Consider the following 23,675-nt stretch of genomic DNA (forward strand, 5'->3'; position numbering starts at 1 on the left):
TCATGCACTCTGACAGACGCAGGCTGAACCCGGCCTGTCATTGATCAAGGGTTGTCAGGTAATTCCTTCAGAGCCTTGTCGATGTCCAAGCCAGGGAAACGCTGCCGGAGGCTCTCACGCACTTGTTCAGCCTCTTCCTTGCGCCCCTTGCCTTGCAAGTCGCGCAGGTGCAGCAGACTGGTACGTGGCTCGTCGGCCTCCTCGGCGAATGCCTGGAGCTTCCCCTCGGCCGATACACCTGCTGACCGCGCCTGTGCATCGGCAGATGCGCGGACTTCGTCCCTTGCCGCCGCAGCCGCCATTTTCTTGCTCATCGGCACAGGCTTGGCGAGCTCCTGGACCGATGCCCCGGCAGCGGCACTGTCCATCTGCGGCGCGGCCATCCGCGGCTCCGCCACTGAAGGCGCAGCGGCCGGAGCCGCCGGTGGCGCCATGGCCGGTGCGGGCGCTGGCGCGCGCATCATTGCCGGGGATACCGGCGCGTCAAAGCGCTCTGGTGCGTCCTCGAAGGTCCGCAGGGTCAGGCTCAGGCCGATGCCCAGGGTCGCCAGACCCGCCACGGCAACGCCCCAGCGCTGGCGGCTGCCGGCGCCCAGCAACCATTGGTGCAGGCGCTGGGCGAAACTCGGGGGCTTCTGCTGTACGGCGGCGCGAGCGGCGGCCAGGATGCGCGCGTCCAGCTGCGCCGGCGGCTGCGCTTCGCTATGCCGACGGTAGAGTTCGAGCAGCTCCTGCTCGTGCGGATCGCGGTTCATGGGTTCACCTCCTCGGCCACCGACGGGTCGGACAACAACCGACGCAGTTTCTGCATCGCATAGCGAAGTCGGCTCTTCACGGTTTCCGCCGGAGTCTTCGTGAGCTCGGCAATTTCGTTCAGTTCCAGATCGCCATGGGTGCGCAGCAGGAAGACTTCGCGCTGCTCCACCGGCAAAGACTCCAGTGCGCCCTGCAGGCGCTGCTGGTCGCGGGCAAGGCTCAGCTCGCGCTCGGGGTCGGTGCTTTCGCCGCCCAATGCATCGCCATGCAATTGTTCGTCGAAGCTTTCCTGGCGCCCCAGGTGCCGACCCAGCTTGCGCCAATGGTCGATCAGGCGGTTGCGGCCGATCTGGTACAGCCAGGTCTTGAAGCTGGCCGCGCCCAGTGGCTGGCTATCGCTGCGGATCAGGCTCAGCCAGGTTTCCTGGAACACTTCCTCGGCCTGGGCATTGTCGCCGCACAGGCCGCAGAGGAAACGGAACAGGCCAAGGCGATGACGAGCGTAAAGCTCGCCGAACGCTTCGGCGTCGCCTTGTCGGTAACGCCGCAGCAGGGCGACGTCGTTTTCATCCGTGAGGGGTCTCTTCAACTCTCTCGATCCGTAGCGGTGCGGGTGGTGGCTGGCTTCTCGCCAGCGACCGAGTATCACCGATGGCGCAGGCACGGGTGTAACGCAGTGGTCATCCGACAGCGTGGCGATCGGCACGGCAGCGGTCTCGTCGAGGGATTCAACTTGCTTTGACGAGATCGTCTGAAGAAATGGGTTAGGCGGACACAGAAACAAACAGGTGTTTTCGTAGGAGCCGACTCCGTCCGCGATGTCCTCCGGCGCGGTGCGGAGCTATCGCGGACGGAGCCCGCTCCTGCGACGGTACGATCACGCCGCGATCAGTTCCTCCTGGCACAGCTGGCAGGCCAGCATGCCGAGGGTCATGATCGCCCGCTCCGCCTCGCGGTCCCACGGGATGCCGCAGGTCAGGCGCAGGCAGTTGTTGAACTGCTCGGTGTTACTGAAGATCAGCCCCGGCGCGATGCTGATGCCCTGCTCCAGCGCGCGCACGTGCAGCTCCTTGGTGTTGACCTTGGCCGGCAGGCTGACCCAGAGGATGAAGCCGCCCTTGGGCCGGGTCATCTGTGTGCCTTCGGGGAAGTACTGCTGCACCGCCAGCTGGTAGGCCGTCATGTTCTTGCGGTACTCCTGGCGGATGTAGCGCAGGTGCCGGTCGTAGCCGCCGTTCTCCAGGTAGGCCGCCACGCCCATCTGGGTGACGGTGCACGCCGAATGCGTGGTGAAGGTCTGCAGGCGGCGGATTTCCTCCTGGTAGCGCTCGGCGATGATCCAGCCGATGCGCACTCCCGGGGAAATGGTCTTGGAGAAGCTCGAGCAGTACACCACGCGACCGTCACGGTCGTGGGCCTTGAGCGCCTTGGTCTGGCCCTGGTCGAACATCAGCTCGCCGTAGATATCGTCCTCGATCACCCCGATGTTGTGCTCGGCGGTGAGCTTGAGCAGTGCCTTCTGGCGATCCTCGGGGATGGTGCCGCCCAGCGGGTTGCTCAGGCGCGCGGTCAGCACCAGCGCCTTGATCGGCCACTGGTTGGCCGCCAGCTGCAGGGCTTCCAGGCTGATGCCGGTCAGCGGGTCGCTGGGGATCTCGATGACCTTCAGACCGAGGATGTCGGCCAGCTGCAACAGGCCGTAATAGCTCGGCGACTCGGTGGCGATCAGGTCGCCCGGCCGGGTCATCACGCGCAAAGCCATGTGGATGGCGTCCACGCAACCATGGGTGATGGTTACCTGGGTCGGATCGACCACGACACCGGCATCGCGCATGCGGATCGCCACCTGGCGGCGCAACGGCTCGTAGCCGGGGCTGAACATGTAGCTGAAGGCACGTGGGCTGGAGAAGCGGGTGACCTTGGCCAATTGCTGGTGCAGCGCACGGACCGGGAGGTAATCCACGTGCGGCACGGCGGCGCCCAGCGGGAACACGCCTTCGCGGCGCGCCTCGGCGAGCACCTGATTGATGATGCTGCTGCGGGTGACCAGCCCCGGCCGCTCGACACGGGCGATGTCCGGTGTCGAGGCAGTCAGCGCCGGCGTGCGGTGCACGTAGAATCCGGATTGCGGGCGCGCGCGGATCAGCCCCTGATCTTCGAGGGTGGCATAGGCCTGGAGCACCGTGGCATGGCTGACGTTGAGCTGGGTGCTCAACTTGCGCACGGACGGCACGCGCTCGCCCGGCTGGTAGACACCACGACGGATGTCTTCCGCCAGTTGCTGGGCGATGCGCTGGTAGAGCAGCAGATTGGACATGACGGCCATCCCTCGGTCATTGAACCGAAACAGTAGCCAAAAAGTGCAAACTGTTCCAGAACAGTCGTCAGCATTCCGTCCGATACAGTTGCGCTGTCCTCTGCGCTCAGATCTCCCCGAGCCAGTCCAGCAAACCCGCCACCACCAGTTGCGCATCGGTGGTCAGGCCGAGCTTCTGCATGGCGTTGCGCTTGTGGGTACTGATGGTGGAGACACTCCGATTGGTCCGTTCGGCGATCTCGCCCACCGTGGCGCCATGGGCCAAACGGCGGATGATGTCGATTTCCGTCGGGCTCAACGGTTTGCCGGTATGCCGGGGGGGCCGCAGCATAGGGTCTATATAGGTCTCGCCCTTGCGGATACGGGCGAAGGCGTCGTCCAGCAGGCTCAGCGGGTTGCGCTTGCAGACATAGCCCACTGCACCGCATTTCACCGCTGCGCTGGCCAGCAGCGGTGCGCCCATGACCGAGTAGACCAGCACCGGCACGTGGGGATAGTGGCGCTGCAGCCATTCGATCAGGTGCACCCCATCACGACCGCGGGCGCCGGGCAGCGCCAGCTCGACGATGGCCAGGTCGACCTCGGGATGGGCAGTGAGGACATCCAGCAGGCTATCGGTGTCGCTGACGAAGGCTTTCACCTGCGCCAGTTCGCGCTCCAGCAGATAGCGTTCAAGGCCCCAACCGATCATCGGTTGCGGATCCGCCACGATTACATTGAAAAGCTTCTTTTCCGATGACATCACATTCTCTCGTTTACAGCTCCCCTGAGGGGATTAGTCGCACCCGGCCATTTTCGCCAAGCTGCCACTCGAAAGATTTCGAGATGCCCCTGATGAAAAACCCCGGAGCCGAGGCTTCCGGGGTTTTCCTGTGACGGGATATTGCGAGTTGGATCAGCGTTCGGCGCCGAGCTGGCCCTTCTCGTCGGAGAAGACGATCTCCACCCGGCGGTTCTGCGCGCGCCCCAGCGACGAAGCGTTGTCCGAGATCGGATAGGCCTCGCCATAGCCTTGTACCTGGACGCGCTTCTGGTCCACCCCCAGGTCGGTCAGCGCATCCGCCACAGCCTGCGCACGATCCTTCGACAGCTGCAGATTCTGCTCGCGGTCGCCTTCGGCGTCGGTGTAGCCCTCGATGCGGATGACCCGCCGCGGGTTGAGCTGGAGGAACTGCACCACCTTGAGCACAGTGCGGTTGGCCGCGGGCTTCAGGTCGGCTTCGCCGCTGTCGAACAGCACGTCCCCCAGGGTCAGCACAAGGCCGCGCTCGGTTTCGTTGGTCGCCAGGCTGACCATCTGCTGCTCCAGCCACTTGCTCTGCTCCTGCACGCCCAGCAGGCGGGCTTCGCGCATCGCCAGTTGCAGGCGTTCGCGCTCCATCTGCTGCTTGGCCAGGCGCTCCTGATTCAGCGTCAGGTTGCTGTGCTCGCGGGCAATCTCGCTGTAGCGCTGGCTGAGGTAGGAGTACTGGAGGACGTCGTCGCTGCTGCCCCAGTAGTTGGACAGGCGCTCGGCACGGGCCAGCGACTCGCCGGCACGGATCACGTCCTTGGGCGCGCTGCGCAGCACGGCGGAGTCTTCCTTCACCGCCTGGAACTGCTGGCGGGCCTGCTCCAGGGATTTCTCGCTGAGCTGGCTGTTGGCGCAACCGGCCAGCAGGACGGCACTCGACAGTGCAGCCAGACGCAACAGTTGCAGGGAAGTCATTGCACTTCCCCCAACTGTTTACGCAGGCGGTTGATGCTCTTGCTCTGCTCGGCCAGTTGCTCGGCGCTCTTGCGTGTCAGCTCCTTGGCCTCGGACAGGCGGGCATCGAGTTCAGCCTGTTCGGCCAGTTGCCGGGCCTTCTTGTTCGAGCCGACCGCCAGGGCGCCCTTGGCGGCCTGGTACTTGTCCTCGGCGAGCTTGAGTTCGGCCACGTCATCGGTCGCACCCACGGCTTTGGCCTGTTCCAGCGCCTGTTCGGTGAGGCGCATCTGCTCGTTGGGTGCCGGGTCGTTCGTCGCACAGCCGGCCACTGCTAACAAAGCCAGGCCGGCGACCATCATCCGTCGATTGATCACGAAATCTATTGTCCTACTCGGTGGGAGTGCTGGCAGGCCGAAGTTGCTGGGCCTTCCAGCGGGCCAGGTTGTCCTGCAGCAGGCGCTGCGGGACTCCGGCGGCCGTCAATTCTGTCATTTTTTTCGCCAGTTGTCCGCGCAGCCACGGGTCGTTGCAAGCCGAGTTGTGCGCGACTGTCAGGTACAGACCCTCGCTGGAGATCGGCGGTTCCAGCGGCTGCAGATCATCGGCCATGCCGAGGGTATCGGCGACCGCGAGGCCGGGATAGTGCTCGTAGATCACATAATCCGAGCGTTTGAGCAGCAGCTTCTGGAACGCCTGGGTCAGGCTGGGCACTTCCTCCAACGTCAATTGTTCCTTGGCGAAAGTGTCGAAATCCGCGCCGAAGCTGTTGTTCACCAGGGTTCCGCCCTTCAGGCCCTTCAGATCGTCACGGCCGCTGTAGGCCACGACGGCATCCCTGCGCATCCAGACGACGTTGTCGGTGGTGAGAAAAGCCGGATGGATATAGTCCATGGTTTCCAGACGCTCCGGCGTTAGAAATGCGCCAGCGATCAGGTCGACCCGACCCAGCCGCGCTTCTTCCTGCGCTCGCGCCCAGGAGCCGGTGTAGATCACCCGGATGTTCACCCCGATGGCCTTACCGATCTGCTCCAGCAGGTCGGCATTGGCACCGATCAGCCGTTCCGGCTGCGCCGGGTCGCGCCATAGGTAAGGTGGGTATTCCGGATTGCCGGTGGCCACCAGGCGCTCGCACTTGCCGGCCGCGAAACCGGCCAACGGGATGGAGAAAGTCACCAGCAACAGCGCCGCACGGATCAACGTGGAGCAATCAGGCATCGGTAGTCTCACTCACCAGAAGAAGGTACGGCCCTGCTTAGAGCCGCAAAATGCTAGCGTAAAGCACACCGCCCCGATTTGGTAATAAGGACTTCTCATGAAGAAAGCCCTTCTGGCCCTTCTCCTGCTGATTGCTGTCGCCGCAGGCGTTCTGTATGCCTTTCCCTCCACGCTGCTGGCCACTGCGCAATACGTCGAAAGCGCCCGTGCCCGGCTCTCGACCAACAGCCTGCAGGTCGACAACCTGGACATCGCCTATTACGAGGGAGGCCCGGAAAAGGCCCAGACCATCCTGCTGATCCACGGCTTCGGCGCCGACAAGAGCAACTGGCCGCGCTTCGCCCGCTTCCTCACCCAGGACTACCGCGTCATCGCCGTGGACCTGCCTGGCTTCGGCGATAGCAGCAAGCCTGCGAACATCAGCTACGATGTCGGCACCCAGGCAGAGCGCCTGGCCGACTTCATGCGCGAGCAGGGCATCGGCCGTTTCCACGTGGTTGGAAACTCCATGGGCGGGCACATCGCCGCGCTGCTGGCCGCCCGACATCCGCAGGAGGTGCTGTCGGTCGGGCTGTTCGATAACGCCGGCGTGACGGCGCCGCACCCGAGTGAACTGTTCGAGCGCCTGCTCAAAGGCGACAATCCGCTGGTGCTGCGCTCGGTGGAGGACTTCCCCGCCCTGCTCGACTTCGTCTTCGTGCAGAAGCCACCGCTGCCGTCGCGCCTGCGGGACTACCTGGCAGAACGCTCGCTGGAGCGCAGCGAGTTCAACGGCATGGTCTTCCAGCAATTGCGTGAACGCTATATCCCACTGGAACCGGAGCTGCCGAAGATCACCGCGCCGACCCTGCTGCTGTGGGGCGATCGCGACCGCGTACTGGACGTTTCCAGCATCGACGTGATGAAACCGCTGCTGAAGAAGTCCAGCGTCGCCATCCTGCGCGATTGTGGCCACGTGCCGATGATCGAGCGCCCGGAGGAAACCGCTCGCCTTTACCTGGACTTCCTCAAACAGAACCACGGGCCGGTCACCGCGGCAAAATGATCGCCGGCGACAAACAAAAACGGCGCCCTCGGGCGCCGTTTCTGCTGGTGCGAACTCAGAGCTGGATCAGATTCGGAATCTGCACGTCCGGATTGACGTCCTGCTCGTAGTCCACGCCGGCGATCTCGAAGCCGAACAGGCGCAGGAACTCGGTCTTGTAGCCGGTGAAGTCGGTCAGTTGGTACAGGTTCTCGTTGGTCACCTTGTTCCACAGGTCCTTCACGGTGTTCTGCACGTCCGGCTGCAGTTCCTTGTAGTCCGCGCGCAGGCGACCATCGGCGTCCAGATGCGGCTCAGCACCGTACAGGCTCTCGCGGAACAGGCCGTCGACCTGCTCGATGCAGCCTTCGTGGGTGCCCTTCTCCTTCATCACCTTGAACAGCAGCGACAGGTACAGCGGCATCATCGGGATGGCCGAGCTGGCCTGGGTGACCACGGCCTTCAGCACGGAAACGCGGGCATCACCACCAGTGGCAGCCAGTTTTTCACGAATACCCAGGACTTTCTGGTCCAGGTCCTTCTTGGCGGCGCCGATGGAGCCGTTCCAGTACAGATCGTGAGTGATCTCTTCGCCCAGGTAGGTGAAGGCAGTGGTCTTGGCGCCGTCGGCCAGGACACCGGCCTCCTGCAGCGCATCGATCCACATCTGCCAGTCTTCACCGCCCATCACCGCTACGGTGTTGGCGATCTCGGCCTCGGTGGCCGGTTCCATCACGCTTTCCTTGATCACTTCCTTGTCGGTGTCCAGCCCACGGAAGTTCACGGTCTTGCCGACCGGCTTGAGCACGGAGTTGAAGACTTCGCCGGTCTTCGGATGGGTACGGCGCGGCGCGGCCAGGCTGTAGACCACCAGGTCGACCTTGCCCAGGTCCTGCTTGATGGTGTCGATGGTGACTTTCTTCACTTCATCGGAGAAAGCGTCACCATTGATGCTGCGCGCATACAGGCCCTTGGCCTTGGCGAACTTCTCGAAGGCAGCGGAGTTGTACCAGCCGGCGGTGCCCGCCTTGGTTTCACTGCCCGGACGCTCGAAGAACACACCCAGGGTATCGGCGCTGGCGCCAAAGGCGGCGCTGATGCGCGCGGCCAGGCCATAGCCGGTGGAGGAACCGATGACCAGGACCTTCTTCGGACCGTTGGCGATGGGGCCATGCGCCTCGACGTACTCGATCTGTTCCTTGACGTTGGCTTCACAGCCGGTCGGGTGGGTAGTGACGCAGATGAAGCCACGCACGCGCGGTTTGATGATCATGAAAACCTCGGTAGCAGGTGTCGTTGAAACACGTTCAGGAACTGAAGACGACGCGCATTGTAGTTGAGACACCTTCGCCCGTGGACTTCTCGGCAAAGATTCGTGACCAATGGGTCACCCGCACGGCGAAATAGCTCTTTCCGGAGGAAAATCAAGGCCCTGAAATGAAAGAACCCGCTACGGGAGCGGGTTCCTTCATCGAGCGAAAAAGGCTTAGACGGCCTTTTCCAGCTCCGGTACGGCTTCGAACAGGTCGGCGACCAGGCCGTAGTCGGCGACCTGGAAGATCGGTGCCTCTTCGTCCTTGTTGATCGCCACGATCACTTTCGAATCCTTCATGCCCGCCAGGTGCTGGATGGCGCCGGAAATGCCGACGGCCACGTACAGCTGCGGAGCAACGATCTTGCCGGTCTGGCCGACCTGCATGTCGTTCGGCACGAAGCCGGCGTCGACCGCGGCGCGGGAAGCGCCGACGGCAGCGCCCAGCTTGTCAGCCAGGGAGTAGAGGATCTTGAAGTTGTCGCCATTGCCCATGCCGCGGCCGCCGGATACGACGATCTTGGCAGCGGTCAGTTCCGGACGGTCGGACTTGGCCAGCTCTTCGCCGACGAAGGCGGACTTGCCGGCATCGGCCGGGCCGGAAACAGCTTCAACAGCGGCGGAGCCACCTTCGGCAGCAACGGCGTCGAAGCCGGTGCCACGCACGGTGATGACCTTGACGGCGGCCGAGGACTGCACGGTAGCGATGGCGTTACCGGCGTAGATCGGGCGCTTGAAGGTGTCGGCGCTGACGACTTCGATGATCTCGGAGATCTGGTCGACGTCCAGCAGGGCGGCAACGCGCGGCAGGAAGTTCTTGCCGTTGGTGGTGGCTGCGGCCAGCACGTGGCTGTAGCCCTTGCCCAGCTCAGCGATCAGCGGAGCTACGTTCTCCGGCAGCTGGTGAGCGTAGGCGGCGTTGTCGGCGACCAGCACCTTGGAAACACCAGCGATCTTGGCAGCGGCTTCAGCCACGCCACCGACATTCTGGCCAGCGACCAGCACGGCGATGTCACCACCGATCTTCTGCGCAGCAGCAACAGTGTTCAGAGTGGCAGCGCCCAGTGCGCCGTTGTTGTGCTCAGCGATTACCAGGATAGCCATCAGATTACTTTCGCCTCGTTCTTCAGTTTCTCGACCAGTTCGGCAACGGACTTGACCTTGATGCCGGCGCTACGGGCAGCCGGAGCTTCGACTTTCACGGTCTTCACGGTGGAAGCGGTGGAAACGCCCAGGGCGTCCGGGGTCACCACGTCCAGCGGCTTTTTCTTCGCTTTCATGATGTTGGGCAGCGACGCGTAGCGCGGCTCGTTCAGGCGCAGGTCGGTGGTGACGATGGCCGGCAGGTTCAGGGCAACGGTCTGCAGGCCGCCGTCGATTTCACGGGTGACGTTGACCTTGTCGCCAGCGACTTCGACCTTGGAGGCGAAGGTGCCTTGCGCGTAGCCGGTCAGCGCGGCCAGCATCTGGCCGGTCTGGTTGTTGTCGCTGTCGATGGCCTGCTTGCCGAGGATGACCAGCTGCGGCTGCTCTTTGTCGACCAGGGCTTTCAGCGACTTGGCGATGGCCAGGGAGCTCAGCTCTTCGTTGGTTTCAACGAGGATGGCGCGATCTGCACCCAGAGCCAGCGCGGTACGCAGTTGCTCCTGGGCAGCGGTCGGGCCGACGGAGACCGCAACGATCTCGGTGACGACGCCTTTCTCTTTCAGGCGTACGGCCTCTTCCACGGCGATTTCGCAGAAGGGGTTCATGGACATCTTGACGTTGGCGAGATCGACGCCGGAGTTGTCCGCCTTGACGCGGACCTTGACGTTATAGTCAACCACTCGTTTGACAGCTACAAGAACCTTCATGGATTCCTCGTTTTTCTCCGGTGAATAGGAATGTCGCCAGACAGGCCTGGCCGGTAGTGCACGCCATCTGCGACTACATCCAGCGCAACGCGACCGCAAAACCGCAGGTATCTTGACCGCATCGACCGGGCGGGTCAATACACGAAAATACCCCTTCATAAGCCGCGGACCCCGATTCTATCAGGGTTACGCGCGATTCAAACAAACGTTTGTATTGCCCTCGATAAAGGGTTTAGATATAGCAACAGGTCTAGCTATAATGCGCCCCGCTCTTACTGGGTGGGGGCACGCCCATCCCAATACCTACAAAATGCCCAGAGCCTTGATTCAGGAGAGATCGATAGTGGAACGCGAATTTATGGAATTCGACGTCGTCATCGTCGGCGCCGGCCCTGCCGGTCTGTCCGCCGCCTGCCGACTGAAGCAGAAGGCCGCCGACGCCGGTCAGGAAATCAGCGTCTGTGTGGTCGAGAAGGGTTCCGAAGTGGGCGCCCACATCCTCTCGGGCGCCGTGTTCGAGCCCCGCGCGCTGAACGAGCTGTTCCCCAACTGGAAGGAACTCGAAGCGCCGCTGAACACCCCCGTCAAACGCGACGACATCTATGTGCTGAAGAGCCCTGAGGCGGCGGCCAAGGTGCCGAACTTCTTCGTGCCCAAGACCATGCACAACGAAGGCAACTACATCATCTCCCTGGGCAACCTGTGCCGCTGGCTGGCCCAGCAGGCCGAAGGCCTGGGCGTCGAGATCTACCCGGGCTTCGCCGCCCAGGAAGCGCTGATCGACGAGAATGGCGTGGTGCGCGGCATTGTCACCGGTGACCTGGGCGTCGACCGCGAAGGCAATCCGAAAGAGGGTTACTACACCCCTGGCATGGAACTGCGCGCCAAATACACCCTGTTCGCCGAAGGCTGCCGTGGCCACATCGGCAAGCAGCTGATCAAGAAGTACAAGCTCGACAGCGAAGCCGACGCCCAGCACTACGGCATCGGCATCAAGGAAATCTGGGACATCGACCCGGCCAAGCACGAGCAGGGCCTGGTGGTACACACCGCCGGCTGGCCGCTGAACGACGACAATCCGGGCGGTTCCTTCCTCTATCACCTGGAAAACAACCAGGTCGTAGTGGGCCTGATCATCGACCTGTCCTACACCAACCCGCACCTGTCGCCGTTCGACGAGTTCCAGCGCTACAAGCACCACCCGGTGATCAAGCAGTACCTGGAAGGCGGCAAGCGCGTGGCCTACGGCGCTCGCGCCATCTGCAAGGGCGGCCTGAACTCGCTGCCGAAGATGGTCTTCCCCGGCGGCGCGCTGATCGGTTGCGACCTCGGCACCCTGAACTTCGCCAAGATCAAAGGCAGCCACACCGCGATGAAGTCCGGCATGCTGGCCGCCGACTCGGTTGCCGAAGCCCTGTTCGCCGGCCGTGAAGGCGGTGACGAGTTGACCAACTACGTCGATGCCTTCAAGGGCAGCTGGCTGTATGACGAGCTGTTCAGCAGCCGCAACTTCGGCCCGGCGATGCACAAGTTCGGCGCCATCGGTGGCGGTGCGTTCAACTTCATCGACCAGAACATCTTCGGCGGCAAGCTTCCGTTCACTCTGCACGATACGACGCCGGACTACGCGACCCTGAAGAAGGCCAGCGAAGCGCCGAAGATCGACTATCCCAAACCGGACGGCAAACTCAGCTTCGACAAGCTGTCCTCGGTGTTCCTGTCCAACACCAACCACGAGGAAGACCAGCCGATCCACCTGAAGCTGGCCGACCCGAACACCCCGATCGAGAAGAACCTGCCGCTCTACGACGAGCCCGCGCAGCGTTACTGCCCGGCTGGCGTGTACGAAGTCGTGAGCAACGACGACGGCAGCAAGCGCTTCCAGATCAACGCGCAGAACTGCGTGCACTGCAAGACCTGCGACATCAAGGACCCGGCCCAGAACATCACCTGGGTGGCCCCGGAAGGTACCGGCGGTCCGAACTACCCCAACATGTAAGGCGTTGGCGGTAACGGAAAAGGCTCCCTCGGGAGCCTTTTTCTTTGCAAGCTAAGTACTTGTAGCGATGAAGGACAGGGACTACTGGCCGCGTTCAGACCAACCGGTCACGGCTGCGGCGCGATGGCGAAGAACTCGCCGGAACTCCACACTCCCAGCCACTCAACTCCATCGATCTCGCGGGGAACCGCCAGCTCGACCAACTGGTAGAAGACGTTGCGGTGGATCAGCGCCTCCAGGTTCACCCGCACCAGCACGTAGGGCGACGGCTCCTGGGTCTGCGGATCAAGCTCCACGCGGATCGGATGCGCGGCGTCGGCCACCACCTCATCCTCGACATTGGTGGTGAAGCGCAACACCTGCTGTTCGCCCTCCCCTTCGACGGCCAGGGTAACGGTAACGAAAGGCGCGTCATCGACGGTGATGCCGCACTTCTCCACCGGAGTGACCAGGAAATAGTCGTCGCCATCGCGGCGGATGATGGTGGAGAACAGGCGTACCATCGGCTTGCGCCCGATCGGCGTGCCCAGGTAGTACCAGGTGCCGTCGCGGGCGATGCGCATGTCGATATCGCCACAGCAGTCCGGGTTCCACAGGTGCACCGGCGGCAGCCCCTTGTCCTTGCTGGCGGGAATCTGCGCCAGCAGATCGCCGGCTTTGCCTGGGTCGATCATTGGTACTCCTCTCGCGTCTTCACCCCGAGCAGGCTGCGGGCATAGTCTTCCAGCGGCCGCCCTATCAGGTCCTCGGGTTTGGCATCATAGAATGTCAGAAAACCGCCGCGACTGCGGATGGTGGCGCTGTCCACCAAGTAGCGGTTGTCGGTCTCGATCAGCATCACCTGAATCACGCTGCGGTCACGGCCCACAGCGTTGTCGGTGTCCTCGTATTCCTCGTAGGTGCCGACATTGTCTTTGCCACGGGCAAAGCGGGTATACAACAGATAATTGGCGCCCGCCGCGCGCGCTTCCTGCATGGCGCCCTCCAGCCCCAGCGGGCTCTTGGCCCGGCGTACCAGCGGGAAGTACTGGACGAAGCCTTCGAATGCCTCCTCCGCCACCACATTGGGCCGTGCATACGGATGGCCCGGCGGCACGAACGGCCCCTGAGCGATATAGATGAAGGAGTCCTGCTGCAGCCGCCAGTTGGTCGTCCGGCGAGTCTGGCTGTGGTCGAGGAAGCCCGCGTCGCGCAGGTAATAATCGGTGCCGTCAGCCAGGTCGTTGGGGCTCATGCAGCCGCCGAGGGCAGCGAAGGCAAGGATCAGTATCAGTTGGCGCATGCAATGTCTCCGGAGCCGGCGACGAAAAACCGGCATTCGGACAGGCAATGCAGCTTCCGCGCCATCACAGGCCGCGCTGCCATTCCTGGCGCAGCTGCGCGCGCTGCGGCTGCTCGATGGCCTGGCGGACCTGGGCGAGCAGCTTCGCCTTGTCCTTCCCCAGCGTGCCCTTGAGCACCAGGTAGTTGGATGCGTGATCGCTGCGGAACACCGTGTCGCTAAGCTCCAGACCGTTCAGCAGGCGCTCGACTTCGATGAACAATTCGGCCTGCGATAACGGCTGGAAATCCGGGAAGCCCTGGCGATAGCGTTCTTCGCCAGTGGGAAAGCTCACCACCAGAGTGGACAGGAATTCCGGCTGCGCCTCGTTCATCAATCGCGCCGAGTTGTCGGCGTGCTGGGCGCTCAGGGTGCTGCCGCCCAGGCCGTTGAGGACCATTACCGAGCGCTTGATCCCCGCCTCTCCCAGCTTCTGCAATGCATCCAGCGTCGAGGCGTAGGTCTCGCCCTTGTTCACCCGCGCAAGCACTTCGTCGTCGCCGGATTCGGCGCCCACGTAGGCCATGCGCAGACCGGCGTCCGCCAATTCCTTCAGCTCCTCCACCGACTTCTTGCGCAGGTTGCGCGGCAGGCAGTAACTGGAGACGCGGTCCACCTCGGGCAGGTGCTCGCGGATCGCACGGAGGATGTTGAGCAGGCGCCGAGTCGGCAACACCAGCGCATCGCCATCGGCGAGGAACACCCGCTGGACGATCAGCCGCTCGCCACAGCGGCGAATCTCCTCCAGCACCTCGGCCTCGTCGCGGGCGCGGAATTTCTTCTGCGGCTGGGTATACATCTCACAGAAGCCGCACTGGTTCCAGGAACAGCCGTTGGTGACGGGAAGAATGAGCGAGTGTGCCTCGCTCGGCGGCCGGAACACCGGCTCGATATAGGAAATGGGGAATTCGTTGGGCATGGGCTAATCAGGTCTTGAGGGCGATCTCAGCCGCCGATGATCTTCATGATGGTGACGCCGCCGGAGAAGGCGACTTCCTGCTTGTCCGCCAGAGCGCTCACCAGCAACCGCTGCAAGGCTGGGAGCGCTTGGTGGCGCGGTTTGTCCAGCAGGTCGCCGACGTAGTGCCGGTTGCTCGACGACAGGCAGCCGTGCAGCCAGCCGGTGGAGGAAAGGCGCAGACGCGAGCAGGTCCGGCAGAACGGCACGCTTTCATTGGCGATTACGCCAAAATAGCCCTGCCCCGGCACTTCATAGCGAATGGCCGTGGCATCCACCGGCGCATCGGCCTGGATATAGGGATGGCGTTCGCCGATGAGCTCCAGCAGCTCCTGCAAGCTGACGAACTGCCGGTGGAAGCCGTTCAGGTCATGGGCCAGGTGGCCCATGCGCATCAGCTCGATGAAGCGCAGCTCGAAGCCGTGCTCCAGGCAGTAGTCCAGCAGCGGCACGACCTGGTCGAGGTTCTGCCCGCGTAGCGGAACCATGTTGAGCTTGATCTTCAGGCCGGCCGCGCGGGCCTCGTCGAGCCCCTTGAGGACCGTGGCCAGATCGCCGCCACGGGCAATGCGCCGGAAGGCATCGGCATCCAGGGTATCGAGGGAAACGTTGAGGCGGCGGATGCCGCAATCCAGCAGCAGCGGCAGCTTCTTCGACAGCAGCTGTCCGTTGGTGGTGATGGCGATGTCCTGCAGCCCGAGACGGCTGACGCCATGCAGGAAGGCATCGAGCTTCGGACTGACCAACGGTTCGCCACCGGTGACGCGCAGACGCTCGATGCCGGCGGACTCGATCAGGTAGGCGACCCCGCGCACCAGGGATTCCGCCGAAAGCTCGTCCTGCGCCGCGACCAGACGTTTGCCGTCCGGCACGCAATAGGTGCAGGCGTAGTTGCAGGCGGCGGTCAGGCTCACGCGAAGATTGCGGAAGCGCCTGCCCTGGCGGTCGACGATCATGCTCGGCTCCGGTGGCGATCACTCATGCAAGTATATCCCCACCGGCGCCGGGAGCCCTGTCGCAACCGCGACGATGAATCGCGCGAATGGCGACTCAGGCGGCCGGCGTATCGCCGTCGCGCTTGCGCTTGTTGCCCATGCGCACGCCGATGTCCATGAGGAACTGGAAGAAGCCCTCCTGATCCTCCAGCACGTCGCGCCAGAACGGCGAGTGGTACAGCGCCACGGCGCCATGTACCAGCGCCCAGGCCGCGCAGTAGTGGAAGTAGGCCGGGACGTCTTCCAGCTTGCCCGCCGCGATGCGTTCCTTGATCAGCTGGCTCAGGCGCTCGAAGTTGGATTCGCGGATCTTGTGCAGCTCCTCGACCATCTCCGGGACCTGGCTGGTCTTCACCACCTTCTCTTCCAGGCGGTCGAACAGGCGGTAGCGCTGCGGATCGCGCATGCGGAACTCGAAGTAGGCGCGCGACAGGCGCTCCTTGTCGCGAGCGACGTCTTCGGAGTGGAACAGGTCGGCCAGATCGCGCTCGTAGTCCAGCATCAGGCGCAGATAGATCTCCGCCTTGGACTTGAAGTGCTTGTAGATGGTGCCTTTGCCGATACCCACGGCATCGGCGATCATTTCGACCGTGACACTGTCTTCGCCCTGCTCGAGGAACAGCTTGAGGGCGGTGTCGAGGATTTCCTGTTCGCGACGACGGAATTCGCGAACCTTGCGCGGCTCTTTCTGCATAAAAAGACTGTTCGGTCAAAAATAGTCAAAATTCGAAGCCGCGTATTATGCCTATTCAGCGCCAAATTGCACGGATCATCCGACATGATTAGCTTTTCTTCCGAGTTTCCCCAACAACCCGGCCTGCGCTACCTGAACCACGCAGCGGTCGCGCCCTGGCCCAAGCGCGCCGCAGACGCCGTCACGGCGTTTGCCCAGGAGAACATCCTGTTGGGTGCCCGTGACTATCCGCGCTGGCTGACCATCGAGAAGCGCCTGCGCGAACGCCTGATGCGCCTGGTGAATGCCCGGACCACCGGCGATATCGCCCTGGTGAAGAACACGTCCGAGGCGCTGTCCTTCGTCGCTTTTGGCCTGGACTGGCGCGCCGGCGACCAGGTGGTGATCAGCGATCAGGAATTCCCCTCTAACCGGGTCGTCTGGGAAGCACTCAAACCTCGTGGGGTGGAAGTCATCCAGGTGAGCCTGGACGGCGATGATCCCGAAGGCGACCTGCTGGCCGCCTGCACACCGCGCACGCGCCTGCTCTCCATCAGCGCCGTGCAGTACGCCAGCGGCCTGCGCATGGACCTGGAACGCCTGGGCGCCGGCTGCCGCCAGCGCGGCGTGCTGTATTGCATCGATGCCATCCAGCAACTGGGCGCCCTGCCCTTCGACGTGCAGGCATACGACTGCGCCTTCGCCATGGCCGACGGCCACAAATGGATGCTCGGCCCGGAAGGCCTGGGTGTGTTCTATTGCCGCGCCGCCGAACGCGAGCAACTGGCGCTGCAGGAATACGGTTGGCACATGCTGGAAAACGCCGGCAACTACGACCTCGCCGGCTGGCAACCGGCGCGCAGTGCTCGCCGCTTCGAGTGCGGCAGCCCGAACATGCTCGGCGCCGTGGCATTGGACGCCAGCCTTGGCCTGCTGGAAGAGGTCGGCATGGCTTCGGTCGGCGAGTTGGTGCAGACGCGCGTCCAGCAACTGCACGATGGCCTGGGCCGCATCAACGGCGCCTCACTGCACAGCCCGCTGGAGCCTGGCCGTCGCGCCGGCATCCTGACGTTCAGCCTGGCCGGCTGGGACAATATCCGCCTGCTGGAGCGTTTGCGCGCGGAGCAGGTGGTGTGCATCCAGCGCGGCGCCGGTATCCGCTTGTCGCCGCACTTCTACACCAGCGAAGCGGTCATCGAGGAGACTCTGGCGTTGATCAGGGCTTTGGCGGGGCAATAATGCAGGCGCGGCCGAGAAAGCTGCTCAGCCCGGTGTGATGTATTCCAAATCCGTTTAAAAAACACCGGGCACCCTGTGGCAAGCGCGGCATCTTGACCAATACTTGTAGATACCGGCGCGCGGCATCTCCCCCCAAGTGCTCCGCCGGTGAAGGTACCGAGGATCGCGTACCTTATTGTTAAACTCCTAATGGTCTTGACCCGGATTCATCCCCCAGAACCCGGGTTTTTTTTGCGCGCGGGAAAGCTGTCCGCGCACGGACCATCAGCAGGCGAGCGGGAACAGCCGGCGGAAATTCGCAGTGGTCTGCTCGGCCAGCGTTTCGAAACTCACCCCACGCAACACGGCCAGGTACTCGGCCACCTCGCGCACGTATTCGGGAAGGTTCGGTTTGCCGCGATGGGGCACCGGCGCGAGATAGGGCGAATCGGTTTCCACCAGCAGGCGGTCCACCGGCACCTGTCGCGCCACTTCGCGCAATTGCTCGGCATTGCGGAAGGTGACGATGCCCGACAGCGAGATATAGAAGCCAATATCCAGCGCCGCCTTGGCCATCTCCCAGTCTTCGGTGAAGCAATGCAGCACACCGGCCTGCGGCAGCGCTGCCTCGCGCAGCAACGCCAGGGTATCGGCGCGGGCTTCGCGGGTATGCACGATGACCGGCTTGCCGGTCACCTTGGCGGCCTCAAGGTGCAGGCGGAAGGCCTCCTGCTGCAGCTCGGCGGCCTCGGGCTCGTAGTGATAGTCCAGGCCGGTCTCGCCGATGGCCACCACGCGCGGATGGTTCAACTCACCCAGCAGCCAGTCCAGCGCCGGCGCGGCGCCTGGCTCCAGGTCGAGCGGGTGGACGCCGACCGAGCAATGCACGTCGGCGTAGCGATCAGCCAGATCCTTCACCGCCCTGGCATTGTCCGCACTCACGCCGATGCACAGGAACTGGCTGACACCGCGCGCACGGGCAGCGTTCAGCGCGGCATCCAGCGATCCGTCGTGGGCGGCGAGATCGAGACGATCGAGGTGGCAGTGGGAATCGACGAGCATGAAAACCTTCTCCGGGAAATGACGAAGCGCCCCTCAGGGCGCTCCGTGTTTGCAGCCTGTACAGGCTGCTAATTCTACAGGGGATGAGCTACATGGTATGGGTCGGGCGATCCGACTTCAGCGCGCCGGCGAGATAGGTCTCGATCTTGTTGCGCGCGGTGTTGTCACCGTCGTTGAACTGCACGCCAATGCCGGCGGCACGGTTGCCCTGCGCTCCGCGAGGAGTAATCCAGACCACCTTGCCGGCGACCGGGATCTTTTCCGGCTCGTCCATCAGGTTGAGCAGCATGAAGACCTCATCGCCCAGCTTGTAGGTCTTGTTGGTCGGAATGAACAGCCCGCCGTTGCGAATGAACGGCATGTAGGCGGCATACAGCACGGATTTGTCCTTGATGGTCAAGGACAGGATTCCGTTACGCGGACCCAGATTTGGTGGCAAGCTCATTCAGCTATCCTGGCAGATTTTTCCGATGGCCGGATTCTAGCCCGGCCCAGGGAGACTTGCCCACTGTACGAGCAAGGCTTCGAGAAGCAAGGCACGGTTGAGGTTGGCTTTGTTGAGAACCTTCTGCCGCTGAAGCAGCAGCCAGTCCTGCATTGCCAGCACCTTGGGCTGTGTCGACTTTTCGGCGAGATACTGCACGACCTTGCGCATGTCGGCGAGGCCAAGGCCCTCTTCGTCCCGAGCCAACTGGTAACGCAGGATCAACAGCGACCAGTCGCAGAACCAGTCGAACAATAGTGGCAAAGGTACAGCATTCCAGCTTTCGGCCAGCTGACCTGGGGCAACCTGCTGCTTGAGCAGCTTCTTCACCCCTTCGACCACTTGTGCGCGCTGCTCGCGCACGCCGTGGCCCTGCAGTCGCAGCGCGGTCAGCGGTGATCCGCCAGCGAGCACCAGCAACTCGTCCAACGCCTCCACCGGCTCGGCCGGCAGAGTACCCGCCAGCCAGGCACGGGCCTGCTCGGCAGAAGGCTGCGGGCAAGCCTGTTGCACACAGCGGCTCTTGATGGTCGGCAACAGCCGGCTGGGCTGGTGGCTGATGAGCAGCAGCACGGTATCGCCGGAAGGCTCTTCCAGGCTTTTCAGCAGGGCGTTGGCGGCATTGAGGTTCATGGCCTCGGCCGGCTCCAGCAGCGCCACCTTGCGCCCGCCCAACTGCGCGGTCTGCACCACGAAGCCCACCAGCTCGCGAACCTGATCGACCCGAATGGGTTTCTCCGGCTCCTCCGGTTCCAGCTGGAAGAAATCCGGGTGTGTGCCGGCGGCGAGCAACTGGCAGGCCTTGCACTGGCCGCATGCTTTGCCGCCCGCGGGTCGCTGGCACAGCAGGAAGTGCACCAGATTCTCCGCCAGCACACGCTTGCCTATACCGGCCGGCCCGTGAAGCAGATAGGCATGGGCATGGCGCGGGCGGCTGCTGAGCTGCTGCCAGAGGCCCTGCTGCCAGGGATAGATGTCAGCCATTGAGGCGCTCCAGCAGGATCGGCAGCAGGCCATCCAGGTCGCGCTGCACCTCGGGCAGCGTCTGCGCCGCATCGAGGATGTGATAGCGCGCAGGCTCGGCGCGGGCGCGATCCAGGTAGGTATTGCGCACCGCCTCGAAGAAGGCGCGCCCCTCCTGCTCGAAGCGGTCCAGGCGACCGCGGGCAGCTGCGCGGGACAGGCCGATTTCCACCGGCAGGTCGAACACCAGGGTCAGGTCCGGGCGCAGGCTGCCCTGGACGAAGCTTTCCAACTGGGCGATGCGCTCCACCGGCAGACCACGACCGCCGCCCTGATAGGCGTAGGTGGCGTCCGTGAAGCGATCGCAGAGCACCACGGCGCCGCGCTCCAGGGCCGGGCGGATAACCCCGGCGATGTGCTGTGCGCGGGCGGCAAAGACCAGCAGCAGTTCGGTATCGACTGCCATCTTTTCATCGCTCGGGTCCAGCAGCAGCTCGCGGATGCGCTCGGCCAGCGGCGTACCGCCTGGCTCGCGGGTCAGCTGGACCTCGATTCCGCGTTCGCGCAGGCGCTCGGCCAGGTACTCGCGATTGGTGCTCTTGCCCGCGCCTTCGGGGCCTTCCAGGGTGATGAACAGGCCGGTCACTCGGCTCACTCCTTGTGTTGTCGGGCTACTGCGCTGCAGGGGTATCTGCGGCGGGAGCGTCTTCGTCCGGCGTCTGCGCCGGCGACGGAACGGGCGCCGGGCTGGAACGGTAGTCGGCGCGGCGCTTGATCTGGAATTCCTGGACGGCCTTGTTGTGATCGTCGAGGTTGTCGGAGAAGGTGTGGCTGCCATCGCCACGGGCGACGAAGTACAGGCTCTGTCCCGGCACCGGGTTCAGCGCAGCGTGGATTGCCTCGCGACCGGGCAGCGCGATGGGCGTCGGCGGCAGGCCGGCGACCACATAGGTGTTGTAGGGCGTTGGCGTGCGCAGGTCGGCCCTGGTGATCTTGCCGGCATAGCGCTCGCCCATGCCGTAGATGACGGTCGGGTCAGTCTGCAACAGCATGTTCTTCTGCAGGCGGCGCACGAAAACGCCCGCGATCTGGCCGCGCTCCTGGGGTACGCCGGTTTCCTTCTCCACCAGCGAGGCCATGATCAGCGCCTGGTACGAGTCCTTGTAGGGCAGGTCCTCGCCGCGCTTGTCCCACTCCTCGGCGAGAATGGTCTCCATGCGCTGGTAGGCATGCTTGAGGATATCGACGTCCTTGGTGCCACGGACGAAGCGGTAGGTGTCGGGGAAGAAGCGGCCCTCGGGGAATACGCCGGGCTTGCCCAGCCTGGCCATCACGTCGGCGTCGCTGAGGCCGTTCAGGGTCTGGTCCAGCTTGGGCTGGCGGGCGAGCAAGTCGCGGACCTGATGGAAGTTCCAGCCCTCGACCAGGGTCAGGCCGTACTGCACAACCTCGCCCTCGCGCCACAGATCGAGCAACTGGGCAGCAGTCATGCCGGGCGTCAGGCGGTATTCACCGCTGTGCAGCGCCTCGCCCGCCAGGTTGAAGCGCCAGTACAGACGAAGCCAGAAGCCGCCGTGCAGGACGTCCTCGTCCTCCAGGCGGGTCAGCAGACGACCGGGGGTGGCGCCGCTGGGAGCATCCAGCAGGCGCTCTTCGGTGAGCTGGAGCGGCTGCTGCAGCGCACGCTGCTGCTCCCAGGCCGACAGGCCCAGCATGAGCCCGGCCAGCAGCAGGCCGCCTTCCAGCAGCACCAGCAATTTGCGCATCACGTATCAGGAATCCAGAAGTTCGCGGAGTTGGCCCTGCAGTTTACGGGTCAGGGGCCCGACCGGCCAAGTGAACTCGGCCACGCCGAGCACCGGCCAGATACCGTAGAGACTGTTGCAGAGAAAGACCTCGTCGGCGTCCGCCAGTTCGCCGTGCTCGATGTCGCGCACGATGACCGGCAGGCCCAGGCTACGGGCGCGCTCGATGATCTCGGCGCGCATGACCCCGGCAACGCCGCAGCGACCGAGGTCTGCGGTGATCAACTCGCCGTGCTTCACGAGGAACAGGTTGCTGAACACACCTTCGACGACGCGCCCGGAAACATCGCGCATCAATCCTTCGGCGAAAGCCGGATCGCTCCATTCGGCGCGAGCCAGGACCTGCTCCAGGCGATTGAGGTGCTTGAGGCCGGCCAGCAGTGGCTGCTCGGCCAGGCGGGTGGCGCAGGAGAAGAGCCTGACGCCCTCCTCCCAATTCTTCGCCGGGTAAGCCGGCGCAGGCGAGGCCAGCAATAGTCGGCGCACCTGGGCATCGGCCTGCGGTGCGTAGCCACGCACGCCTTCGCCGCGGGTCAGCACCAGCTTGGCGACACCATCACCCAGCAGGGTGGAGAAACGCAGGATTTCATCTTCGACGAGATCGAGCGAGACCGGCAGGGACAGGCGCCTGACGCCCTCCTCCAGTCTTGCCCGATGGCGCGCCAGCAGGCGCGGACGGCCTGCGGACACGCGGATGGTCTCGAACAACCCGTCGCCGTAGGCCAGTCCGCGATCACGCGCGGACAGCACCTCGGCGTTCTGGCCGTCGATCCAGCTCAGCATCAGCCCTGGAACCGGCGGAACACCAGGGAACCGTTGGTGCCACCGAAGCCGAAGGAGTTGGACAAGGCGACGTCGATCGGACGCTCCTTGGCCTGGTGGGCGACCAGGTCGAGGTCGCAGCCTTCGCTGGGGTTATCCAGGTTGATGGTCGGCGGAGCCACCTGATCACGCAGCGCAAGCACGCTGAAGATCGCCTCGACCGCGCCGGCAGCACCCAGCAGGTGGCCGGTCATCGACTTGGTGGAGCTCATCGACAGCTTGTAGGCGTGGTCGCCGAAGATCGACTTCACCGCGGAGATCTCCGCAATATCGCCGGCCGGCGTCGAGGTGCCGTGGGCGTTGATGTAATCAACCTGCTCGGGATTCAGGCCGGCATCGCGCAGTGCGGCTTTCATGCAGCGTGCAGCGCCTGCGCCGTCTTCCGGCGGAGCAGTCATGTGGAAGGCGTCGCCGCTCATGCCGAAACCGACGATTTCTGCGTAGATGCGAGCGCCACGAGCCTTGGCGTGCTCCAGTTCCTCCAGCACCAGGGAACCTGCACCGTCGGAGAGCACGAAGCCGTCGCGATCCTGGTCCCAGGGACGGCTGGCCTTGGTCGGCTCGTCGTTGCGGGTGGACAGCGCACGAGCGGCACCGAAGCCGCCCAGGCCAAGACCACAGGCCGCCATTTCGGACCCACCGGCGACCATCACGTCAGCGTCGCCGTAAGCGATGTTGCGCGCGGCCATGCCGATATTGTGGGTGCCGGTGGTGCAGGCGGTGGTGATGGCGTAGTTGGGGCCCTGCAGACCGAGGTTGATCGACAGGAACCCGGAAACCATGTTGATGACCGAACCGGGCACGAAGAACGGCGAGATGCGCCGCGGGCCCTGCTCGAACAGCGAACGACAGGTGTTTTCGATATTGGTCAGACCGCCGATGCCCGAACCGATGGCAACGCCGATGCGCTCCCGGTTGGCGTCGGTGACTTCCAGGCCGGAATCGCGCACCGCCTGGTAGCTGGCGGCCAGGCCGTACTGGATGAACAGGTCGAGTTTGCGAGCTTCCTTGGCGGACATGTATTGCTCGACGTCGAACCCTTTCACCGAGCCGCCGAAACGGGTGGCAAAGGCGGACAGGTCCATGTGTTCGATCGGGGCGATACCGCTGCGCCCGGCGAGAATGCCTTCCCAACTGCTCGGCACATCCACACCCAAGGGCGACAACATACCCATGCCAGTGATGACTACGCGTCTACGCGACACTGT

The 23,675-nt window shown here is 63.9% G+C and carries 25 protein-coding genes; 3 read left to right on the forward strand and 22 right to left on the reverse strand.

From position 1 onward, the window contains the following. Positions 1-44: 44 nt before the first annotated feature. The 7 genes from LDJ84_RS19975 to LDJ84_RS20005 form a co-directional block, all read right to left on the reverse strand. Positions 45-755, reverse strand: a complete 711-nt coding sequence (locus LDJ84_RS19975; RefSeq protein WP_226045324.1) for a hypothetical protein — start codon at positions 753-755, stop codon at positions 45-47. Next, the gene (locus tag LDJ84_RS19980; RefSeq protein WP_024764500.1) at positions 752-1,345 is read right to left on the reverse strand and encodes an RNA polymerase sigma factor; all 594 of its coding nucleotides are present in this window, start codon (positions 1,343-1,345) and stop codon (positions 752-754) included. The genes LDJ84_RS19975 and LDJ84_RS19980 overlap by 4 nt, the downstream gene beginning before the upstream one ends. Before the next feature lie 288 nt (positions 1,346-1,633). Next, a complete protein-coding gene (locus LDJ84_RS19985; RefSeq protein WP_024764499.1) occupies positions 1,634-3,073 on the reverse strand; it encodes a PLP-dependent aminotransferase family protein in 1,440 nt (479 codons plus the stop codon). A 106-nt stretch (positions 3,074-3,179) separates the two neighbouring features. Beyond that, positions 3,180-3,815, reverse strand: coding sequence for a response regulator transcription factor (locus LDJ84_RS19990; RefSeq protein WP_024764498.1), 636 nt, complete (start codon positions 3,813-3,815; stop codon positions 3,180-3,182). Between the two features lie 153 nt (positions 3,816-3,968). After that, positions 3,969-4,781, reverse strand: a complete 813-nt coding sequence (locus tag LDJ84_RS19995; protein ID WP_226045325.1) for an OmpA family protein — start codon at positions 4,779-4,781, stop codon at positions 3,969-3,971. Beyond that, positions 4,778-5,122, reverse strand: a complete 345-nt coding sequence (locus LDJ84_RS20000) for a DUF4398 domain-containing protein (protein WP_051445633.1) — start codon at positions 5,120-5,122, stop codon at positions 4,778-4,780. Before LDJ84_RS20000 ends, LDJ84_RS19995 begins: the two co-directional genes overlap by 4 nt. Before the next feature lie 28 nt (positions 5,123-5,150). Further along, entirely contained in the window at positions 5,151-5,978 is an 828-nt protein-coding gene (locus LDJ84_RS20005; RefSeq protein ID WP_084357367.1) for a substrate-binding periplasmic protein, read from the reverse strand. Between the two features lie 97 nt (positions 5,979-6,075). On the opposite strand from LDJ84_RS20005, the gene LDJ84_RS20010 reads away from it, so the two are divergent. Further along, positions 6,076-7,023, forward strand: a complete 948-nt coding sequence (locus tag LDJ84_RS20010) for an alpha/beta fold hydrolase (RefSeq protein WP_226045327.1) — start codon at positions 6,076-6,078, stop codon at positions 7,021-7,023. Between the two features lie 55 nt (positions 7,024-7,078). On the opposite strand, the gene fabV is transcribed toward LDJ84_RS20010, so the two are convergent. From fabV to LDJ84_RS20025, 3 genes are all read right to left on the reverse strand, one after another. Beyond that, positions 7,079-8,275: an enoyl-ACP reductase FabV gene (fabV, locus tag LDJ84_RS20015; protein WP_037008805.1), complete on the reverse strand. Its 1,197-nt coding sequence runs from the start codon at positions 8,273-8,275 to the stop codon at positions 7,079-7,081. A 213-nt stretch (positions 8,276-8,488) separates the two neighbouring features. Beyond that, entirely contained in the window at positions 8,489-9,418 is a 930-nt protein-coding gene (locus LDJ84_RS20020) for an electron transfer flavoprotein subunit alpha/FixB family protein (RefSeq protein WP_024764492.1), read from the reverse strand. Next, complete coding sequence (locus LDJ84_RS20025; protein WP_026078867.1) at positions 9,418-10,167, reverse strand: electron transfer flavoprotein subunit beta/FixA family protein; 750 nt, start codon at positions 10,165-10,167, stop codon at positions 9,418-9,420. Before LDJ84_RS20025 ends, LDJ84_RS20020 begins: the two co-directional genes overlap by 1 nt. A gap of 343 nt (positions 10,168-10,510) precedes the next feature. Between LDJ84_RS20025 and LDJ84_RS20030 the strand changes: the two genes are divergently transcribed. Continuing rightward, the gene (locus LDJ84_RS20030; protein WP_024764490.1) at positions 10,511-12,166 is read left to right on the forward strand and encodes an electron transfer flavoprotein-ubiquinone oxidoreductase; all 1,656 of its coding nucleotides are present in this window, start codon (positions 10,511-10,513) and stop codon (positions 12,164-12,166) included. A gap of 107 nt (positions 12,167-12,273) precedes the next feature. On the opposite strand, the gene LDJ84_RS20035 is transcribed toward LDJ84_RS20030, so the two are convergent. The 5 genes from LDJ84_RS20035 to LDJ84_RS20055 form a co-directional block, all read right to left on the reverse strand. Then, positions 12,274-12,840 carry a DUF1285 domain-containing protein gene (locus tag LDJ84_RS20035; protein WP_226045328.1) on the reverse strand — a complete coding sequence of 189 codons (567 nt, stop codon included), beginning with the start codon at positions 12,838-12,840 and terminating at the stop codon, positions 12,274-12,276. Next, the gene (locus LDJ84_RS20040; protein ID WP_024764488.1) at positions 12,837-13,448 is read right to left on the reverse strand and encodes a DUF4823 domain-containing protein; all 612 of its coding nucleotides are present in this window, start codon (positions 13,446-13,448) and stop codon (positions 12,837-12,839) included. The genes LDJ84_RS20035 and LDJ84_RS20040 overlap by 4 nt, the downstream gene beginning before the upstream one ends. Before the next feature lie 64 nt (positions 13,449-13,512). Beyond that, the gene (locus tag LDJ84_RS20045) at positions 13,513-14,406 is read right to left on the reverse strand and encodes a radical SAM protein (RefSeq protein WP_024764487.1); all 894 of its coding nucleotides are present in this window, start codon (positions 14,404-14,406) and stop codon (positions 13,513-13,515) included. A 26-nt stretch (positions 14,407-14,432) separates the two neighbouring features. After that, positions 14,433-15,401 (reverse strand): GTP 3',8-cyclase MoaA, encoded by a 969-nt coding sequence (locus tag LDJ84_RS20050; protein WP_024764486.1) that lies wholly within the window; start codon positions 15,399-15,401, stop codon positions 14,433-14,435. Positions 15,402-15,495: 94 nt separating this feature from the next. Next, positions 15,496-16,134, reverse strand: coding sequence for a TetR/AcrR family transcriptional regulator (locus LDJ84_RS20055; protein ID WP_017517621.1), 639 nt, complete (start codon positions 16,132-16,134; stop codon positions 15,496-15,498). A gap of 84 nt (positions 16,135-16,218) precedes the next feature. On the opposite strand from LDJ84_RS20055, the gene LDJ84_RS20060 reads away from it, so the two are divergent. Next, entirely contained in the window at positions 16,219-17,352 is a 1,134-nt protein-coding gene (locus tag LDJ84_RS20060; RefSeq protein ID WP_226045329.1) for an aminotransferase class V-fold PLP-dependent enzyme, read from the forward strand. 264 nt (positions 17,353-17,616) lie between these two features. Here LDJ84_RS20060 and LDJ84_RS20065 read toward each other — a convergent pair whose 3' ends face one another. The 7 genes from LDJ84_RS20065 to fabF all read right to left on the reverse strand — a co-directional run bounded on the left by LDJ84_RS20065 (position 17,617) and on the right by fabF (position 23,672). Further along, positions 17,617-18,393, reverse strand: a complete 777-nt coding sequence (locus tag LDJ84_RS20065; RefSeq protein ID WP_024764485.1) for a TatD family hydrolase — start codon at positions 18,391-18,393, stop codon at positions 17,617-17,619. Between the two features lie 88 nt (positions 18,394-18,481). After that, on the reverse strand, positions 18,482-18,838 hold the full coding sequence (locus LDJ84_RS20070) for a PilZ domain-containing protein (RefSeq protein WP_024764484.1): 357 nt from the start codon (positions 18,836-18,838) through the stop codon (positions 18,482-18,484). A 36-nt stretch (positions 18,839-18,874) separates the two neighbouring features. Next, positions 18,875-19,861 carry a DNA polymerase III subunit delta' gene (locus tag LDJ84_RS20075; protein ID WP_226045330.1) on the reverse strand — a complete coding sequence of 329 codons (987 nt, stop codon included), beginning with the start codon at positions 19,859-19,861 and terminating at the stop codon, positions 18,875-18,877. Beyond that, positions 19,854-20,486, reverse strand: coding sequence for a dTMP kinase (gene tmk / locus LDJ84_RS20080; RefSeq protein ID WP_024764482.1), 633 nt, complete (start codon positions 20,484-20,486; stop codon positions 19,854-19,856). Before tmk ends, LDJ84_RS20075 begins: the two co-directional genes overlap by 8 nt. Before the next feature lie 25 nt (positions 20,487-20,511). Continuing rightward, positions 20,512-21,606 (reverse strand): endolytic transglycosylase MltG, encoded by a 1,095-nt coding sequence (mltG, locus tag LDJ84_RS20085; RefSeq protein WP_226046607.1) that lies wholly within the window; start codon positions 21,604-21,606, stop codon positions 20,512-20,514. Positions 21,607-21,612: 6 nt separating this feature from the next. After that, positions 21,613-22,428 (reverse strand): aminodeoxychorismate lyase, encoded by an 816-nt coding sequence (pabC, locus tag LDJ84_RS20090; RefSeq protein WP_038803738.1) that lies wholly within the window; start codon positions 22,426-22,428, stop codon positions 21,613-21,615. Then, positions 22,428-23,672, reverse strand: a complete 1,245-nt coding sequence (fabF, locus tag LDJ84_RS20095) for a beta-ketoacyl-ACP synthase II (RefSeq protein ID WP_024764480.1) — start codon at positions 23,670-23,672, stop codon at positions 22,428-22,430. The genes pabC and fabF overlap by 1 nt, the downstream gene beginning before the upstream one ends. Positions 23,673-23,675: the final 3 nt, after the last annotated feature.

This window comes from Pseudomonas sp. HS-18 (genome assembly GCF_020401845.1).
GTDB classification, from domain to species: Bacteria; Pseudomonadota; Gammaproteobacteria; order Pseudomonadales; family Pseudomonadaceae; genus Pseudomonas; species Pseudomonas nitroreducens.

What these genes read in the sequence shown, in the direction of transcription:
- LDJ84_RS19975 (WP_226045324.1), bottom strand. Translation starts at nt 755, where the DNA reads ATGAACCGCGATCCGCACGAGCAGGAGCTGCTCGAACTCTACCGTCGG.
- LDJ84_RS19985 (WP_024764499.1), bottom strand. Translation starts at nt 3,073, where the DNA reads ATGTCCAATCTGCTGCTCTACCAGCGCATCGCCCAGCAACTGGCGGAA.
- LDJ84_RS19990 (WP_024764498.1), bottom strand. Translation starts at nt 3,815, where the DNA reads ATGTCATCGGAAAAGAAGCTTTTCAATGTAATCGTGGCGGATCCGCAA.
- LDJ84_RS19995 (WP_226045325.1), bottom strand. Translation starts at nt 4,781, where the DNA reads ATGACTTCCCTGCAACTGTTGCGTCTGGCTGCACTGTCGAGTGCCGTC.
- LDJ84_RS20000 (WP_051445633.1), bottom strand. Translation starts at nt 5,122, where the DNA reads ATGATGGTCGCCGGCCTGGCTTTGTTAGCAGTGGCCGGCTGTGCGACG.
- LDJ84_RS20005 (WP_084357367.1), bottom strand. Translation starts at nt 5,978, where the DNA reads ATGCCTGATTGCTCCACGTTGATCCGTGCGGCGCTGTTGCTGGTGACT.
- LDJ84_RS20010 (WP_226045327.1), top strand. Translation starts at nt 6,076, where the DNA reads ATGAAGAAAGCCCTTCTGGCCCTTCTCCTGCTGATTGCTGTCGCCGCA.
- fabV (WP_037008805.1), bottom strand. Translation starts at nt 8,275, where the DNA reads ATGATCATCAAACCGCGCGTGCGTGGCTTCATCTGCGTCACTACCCAC.
- LDJ84_RS20020 (WP_024764492.1), bottom strand. Translation starts at nt 9,418, where the DNA reads ATGGCTATCCTGGTAATCGCTGAGCACAACAACGGCGCACTGGGCGCT.
- LDJ84_RS20025 (WP_026078867.1), bottom strand. Translation starts at nt 10,167, where the DNA reads ATGAAGGTTCTTGTAGCTGTCAAACGAGTGGTTGACTATAACGTCAAG.
- LDJ84_RS20035 (WP_226045328.1), bottom strand. Translation starts at nt 12,840, where the DNA reads ATGATCGACCCAGGCAAAGCCGGCGATCTGCTGGCGCAGATTCCCGCC.
- LDJ84_RS20040 (WP_024764488.1), bottom strand. Translation starts at nt 13,448, where the DNA reads ATGCGCCAACTGATACTGATCCTTGCCTTCGCTGCCCTCGGCGGCTGC.
- LDJ84_RS20045 (WP_024764487.1), bottom strand. Translation starts at nt 14,406, where the DNA reads ATGCCCAACGAATTCCCCATTTCCTATATCGAGCCGGTGTTCCGGCCG.
- LDJ84_RS20050 (WP_024764486.1), bottom strand. Translation starts at nt 15,401, where the DNA reads ATGATCGTCGACCGCCAGGGCAGGCGCTTCCGCAATCTTCGCGTGAGC.
- LDJ84_RS20055 (WP_017517621.1), bottom strand. Translation starts at nt 16,134, where the DNA reads ATGCAGAAAGAGCCGCGCAAGGTTCGCGAATTCCGTCGTCGCGAACAG.
- LDJ84_RS20060 (WP_226045329.1), top strand. Translation starts at nt 16,219, where the DNA reads ATGATTAGCTTTTCTTCCGAGTTTCCCCAACAACCCGGCCTGCGCTAC.
- LDJ84_RS20065 (WP_024764485.1), bottom strand. Translation starts at nt 18,393, where the DNA reads ATGCTCGTCGATTCCCACTGCCACCTCGATCGTCTCGATCTCGCCGCC.
- LDJ84_RS20070 (WP_024764484.1), bottom strand. Translation starts at nt 18,838, where the DNA reads ATGAGCTTGCCACCAAATCTGGGTCCGCGTAACGGAATCCTGTCCTTG.
- LDJ84_RS20075 (WP_226045330.1), bottom strand. Translation starts at nt 19,861, where the DNA reads ATGGCTGACATCTATCCCTGGCAGCAGGGCCTCTGGCAGCAGCTCAGC.
- mltG (WP_226046607.1), bottom strand. Translation starts at nt 21,606, where the DNA reads ATGCGCAAATTGCTGGTGCTGCTGGAAGGCGGCCTGCTGCTGGCCGGG.
- pabC (WP_038803738.1), bottom strand. Translation starts at nt 22,428, where the DNA reads ATGCTGAGCTGGATCGACGGCCAGAACGCCGAGGTGCTGTCCGCGCGT.